The organism is Streptomyces sp. NPDC038213, assembly GCF_055600495.1.
Genome location: NZ_JBVJYM010000067.1, coordinates 1 through 3,901 on the forward strand (window position 1 = coordinate 1; position 3,901 = coordinate 3,901).

Here is a 3,901-nt window from a genome sequence, read left to right on the forward strand (position 1 = left end):
GGACTCCCCACCAAGGTCGCCCGCCGCCGCGGTCCTCCCTACCCGTCCGAAGACAGACAGGAGACCCCAAGCATGAAGCACCGAAGGGTCCTTGCGCACTATGACCCCGACCGCCCCTTACTGCTGGACCTGTTCTGCTGCGCTGGCGGCGCGGCCATGGGCTACCACCGTGCCGGGTTCACCGTGCACGGTGTGGACATCGCCGACCGCAGCCCCCGCTACCCCTTCGCTTTCCGGCAGGGTGACGCCCTCACCGTCCTCGCCGAGCTGATCGACTCCGGGGAGGTCGCGGCGTACTCGCTAATCCACTCCTCCCCGCCCTGCCAGGCCGGTTGCGCCCTCACCGTCGGCACCAACCGCTCCCAGGGATGGGGCGGCACGCACGTCGACCTGGTCGCCCCGACCCGGCGCCTCCTCGACGCGACCGGCGTGCCGTACGTGATCGAGCAGCCGAACGGGCGGGCCGCCGTCCGCAAGGACGTCTCCCTCTGTGGGGAGATGTTCGGGCTCGGCGTGCTGAGGCACCGCAACTTCGAGTTGGGCGGCTGGCACACCCCGCGGCCCGCCCACCGCAGGCACCGGGGCCGGGTCCGCGGCTGGCGGCACGGAGAGTTCCACGACGGCCCGTACGTCGCCGCCTACGGCTCCGGCGGCGGCAAGGCCACCGTGGCGGAGATGCAGACGGCCATGGGCATCGACTGGACCGGCATCCGCGAGGAGCTGACCGAGGCGATCCCCCCGGCGTTCAGCGAGTGGATCGGCCGCGCCTTCCTCGCCGACGTCCTCGCCGGGCAGGTGGCGGCATGAGCGAGAACCTGACCGCCGCCCTCGCCCTGGCTGCCGCCGGGGTGCCGGTGCTGCCGCTCAGTCGCGACAAGCGGCCCGTGGCCAACTGCCTTTCCTGCACCGGCAACGGGTGCGGCGGCCGGCCGAACATGAAGACCCCCGGGGAGTGTGTCTGCCCGCGACCCTGCCACGGGTGGGCGGCAGCCACCACGGACTCCCGCTTGCTGGCCTCCTCCGCGTGGCTGGCGGCCTGGCAGCACGCCGGGGCCCTCGCGTACCACCCTGGCGGCGCGGGCCTGACCGTCGTGGACCTGGACAGCCCCCAAGCTCTCGCGTGGGCCCGCCAGAACCTTCCGGTCACCCGGACGGTGCCCACCACCCGCGGACAGCACTGGATCTACCTCGGCACCATGCCCTCCGCCAACGCCGTCCGCCCCGGCGTCGACATCAAGTCCCTCATGCAGTACGCCCGCTGGCTCGGCCCCGGCACGGGCACCATGACCGTCCTCCCGGCCGTCGTCCGGGCGCTGACCGCTGGCAAGCCCGCTGCGGCCCGTCCGGCGCCGCGTGCCGCCCTGCCGGTGCCGGGCGGGCGCGGGGCGTGCCCGCACCGCTCGCCCGTCTTCCTGGAGCGCGGGATCGCGATGGCGGAGCAGCGCATCACCGACGCCCCGAGCGCCGTGCACGCCACCGTCTACCGGGTCTTCCTCGCGGTCCTGTCGGTGCACGGCCGGTGCGGATGCCTCACCGAGGGGCACGTCGTCCGGCTGTTCACCGCCGCACACGCCAAGGGCGAGTCCGCCCGCCACTGCACCATCGCGTGGGCCAACGCCCGCACGGCCCTGGGGATGTGAGCCATGCCCGAGGACGAGAAGACCCCGGGGCGTGAGGTCATCACCGAGTACGCGCAGAAGCGGTTCCGGTACTTCCGGACCCCCGACGGGACGGTGTACGCGCAGAAGAAGCGCCACCCCGTCGCCCGCCCGATCCGCTCCCAGGGAACCGCCGGCAGCCACCGGCAGGAGCTCATGGTGGGGCTGTTCGAGGACGGGCACGGGGTGTTCAACGGCACCGCGATGAAGGAGGCCCTGGACCTGATCGAGGCCCTGGCCCTGACCGAGACCGTCCAGCCCGTACAGATCCGCGTCGCCCCCGGCTTCGACCGGGCGACGTGGCTGGACCTGGGCCGCAACGACGGCCAGTCCGTGCGCATCCACCCCACCGGCTGGGAGATCGTCACCCCCGACCCGCGGGAGGTGTGCTGGCGCCGCACCCAGCTCACCGGCGAACTGCCCCTGCCGGTGAAGGACACCGACGGCAAAGGCATCGACCTGCTCCTCAGGCTGTGCAACTTCGCCACCGCGGAGACGGAGTGCATGGCCGTGGCCTGGCTGATCGGCTGCCTCGGCCCGTCCGTGCCCGTACCCGCGCCGTTCCTCACCGGCCCCCAGGGGGCGGGGAAGTCCACGGCGGCGCGGATGCTGATGCGGATCATCGAGGGCATGACCGGCGACCTCCGCCGTGCCCCGAAGGACGAGGAGAACCTGATCACGGCCGTCGCGGCCGGGTGGGTGACCGCGCTGGACAACCTCTCGCACCTGGCGCCGGACCTGTCGGACCTGATGTGCTGCATCGTGACGGGGGCGGAGAGCATCAAGCGGGCCCTGTTCACGGACGGGGACGTCGTCCGCTCCCGCTACCGCCGGCCGCTTCTGCTGACCGGTATCGACGTAGGTGTCATCCGTCCCGACCTTGCTGAACGGCTTCTGCCGCTGCGGCTGGAGCGGCCGAAGGTGCGGCGGACCGAGGCGGAGCTGTGGGCGGAGTTCGAGGAGGCGTTGCCCGTGATCCTCGGCTCGCTGCTCGATCTGACCGTTCAGGTCCGTGGCACGCAGGCCGGGATCCCGACGGATCTGCGGATGGCGGACTTCGCCCACCTGTGCGCGCAGTTGGATGCGGCGACCGGTCTCGGGTCGCTGGGCGCGTACCGGGCCAGCCTGGACGACCTGAACGACGACGTCATCGAGGGCGATCTGCTCGCGCAGACCGTGCTCAAGCACGCCGCCGGCCTCTCCCCGGGGGCGGAGGTGCGGATGTCGTCGGCGGAGTGGCTGCACGCGCTCACGCAGCTCTACGGCGGCGAGGAGTTCCGTCCCCTGCCCAAGGGGTGGCCCACCACCGGCAAGGTGCTCTCCGACCGGCTCAAGCGGCTTCAGCCCACCCTCGCCGCCCGCGGCGTCCTCGTGGACTGGGGCCGCACCAAAACCGCCCGCTACATCGAGATGACCCGCCCGGCCCCGCCGCCCCCGGATGCGGCCGACCCGATGTTCTGACCCCGCCCCCTCGTGGGGGTGTCCGCACGGGCAAGAGGAGCACCCCCGCCCGGGGCGCCGGGTGCTCCTCTTGCTGTTCCGGCGGCTTGCCGCCGCTGCGCAAGGCGCGCCGCGCAGCGGCCCCTCATCAGCTCGAAGGCGAACCCGCGCCACAGACAGAAACCCCCACCTCTTTTCCTAAGTAGAGAGAACCTGCGTCACCTGCGTCACCCGCACCCCCGAAACCGGCCCTGGCCTGCGGTGACAGGGGTGACGCAGACGGCCTGCGGCTGCGTCATCCTGCGTCATCTGCGTCACCGGGCTGCGTCACCCGATGACGCGGGTGACGCAGAGAGGTGACGCACACCCCACCCCTCCGTCACCCGAACCCGCAGGTCACAGCCCTGAATGACGCAGGTGACGTGATGACGCAGAAATCCGAGCCTCGGACACATCCGGAGGACGAATGCCCGCGCACAGCGACTCCGCGGAGGCACTGCATGGCCACCCACACCCGTAACCGGGGCCTGCTCACCGTTGCCGAGGTCTGCGAAGAGCTCGGCGTCTCCCGCTCCACCTTCTACGACTGGCGCCTGAAGCGCCGCGCACCGCACTGCATCAAGCTCCCCAACGGCGAACTGCGCGTCCGTCGGGGAGACCTGGACATCTGGTTGAACGACTGCGAGGACGCTGCTTGATGGACACGACGTACGACGTGAAGATCTGGAAGATCGGCTCTCGGAAGCAGGCGAAGGGGACCACGTACACGGTCCGCTGGTTCCTCGGGGGCAAGGAGTGGCGGG

The 3,901-nt window shown here is 71.6% G+C and carries 4 protein-coding genes; all 4 read left to right on the top strand.

Features of this window, described 5'->3' with window-relative positions:
- Nucleotides 1–72: 72 nt before the first annotated feature.
- The 4 genes from ACZ7JZ_RS35870 (at nt 73) to ACZ7JZ_RS35885 (ending at nt 3,796) form a co-directional block, all read left to right on the top strand.
- Nucleotides 73–807, top strand: a complete 735-nt coding sequence (locus ACZ7JZ_RS35870; RefSeq protein ID WP_470947327.1) for a DNA methylase — start codon at nt 73–75, stop codon at nt 805–807.
- A complete protein-coding gene (locus ACZ7JZ_RS35875; protein ID WP_470947329.1) occupies nt 804–1,640 on the top strand; it encodes a bifunctional DNA primase/polymerase in 837 nt (278 codons plus the stop codon). The genes ACZ7JZ_RS35870 and ACZ7JZ_RS35875 overlap by 4 nt, the downstream gene beginning before the upstream one ends.
- 3 nt (nt 1,641–1,643) lie before the next feature.
- Nucleotides 1,644–3,119: an ATP-binding protein gene (locus ACZ7JZ_RS35880; protein WP_470947331.1), complete on the top strand. Its 1,476-nt coding sequence runs from the start codon at nt 1,644–1,646 to the stop codon at nt 3,117–3,119.
- Nucleotides 3,120–3,598: 479 nt separating this feature from the next.
- Nucleotides 3,599–3,796, top strand: coding sequence for a helix-turn-helix transcriptional regulator (locus ACZ7JZ_RS35885; protein WP_470947335.1), 198 nt, complete (start codon nt 3,599–3,601; stop codon nt 3,794–3,796).
- The last annotated feature ends 105 nt before the right edge of the window (nt 3,797–3,901 follow it).

What these genes read in the sequence shown, in the direction of transcription:
- ACZ7JZ_RS35870 (WP_470947327.1), top strand. Translation starts at nt 73, where the DNA reads ATGAAGCACCGAAGGGTCCTTGCGCACTATGACCCCGACCGCCCCTTA.
- ACZ7JZ_RS35875 (WP_470947329.1), top strand. Translation starts at nt 804, where the DNA reads ATGAGCGAGAACCTGACCGCCGCCCTCGCCCTGGCTGCCGCCGGGGTG.
- ACZ7JZ_RS35880 (WP_470947331.1), top strand. Translation starts at nt 1,644, where the DNA reads ATGCCCGAGGACGAGAAGACCCCGGGGCGTGAGGTCATCACCGAGTAC.
- ACZ7JZ_RS35885 (WP_470947335.1), top strand. Translation starts at nt 3,599, where the DNA reads ATGGCCACCCACACCCGTAACCGGGGCCTGCTCACCGTTGCCGAGGTC.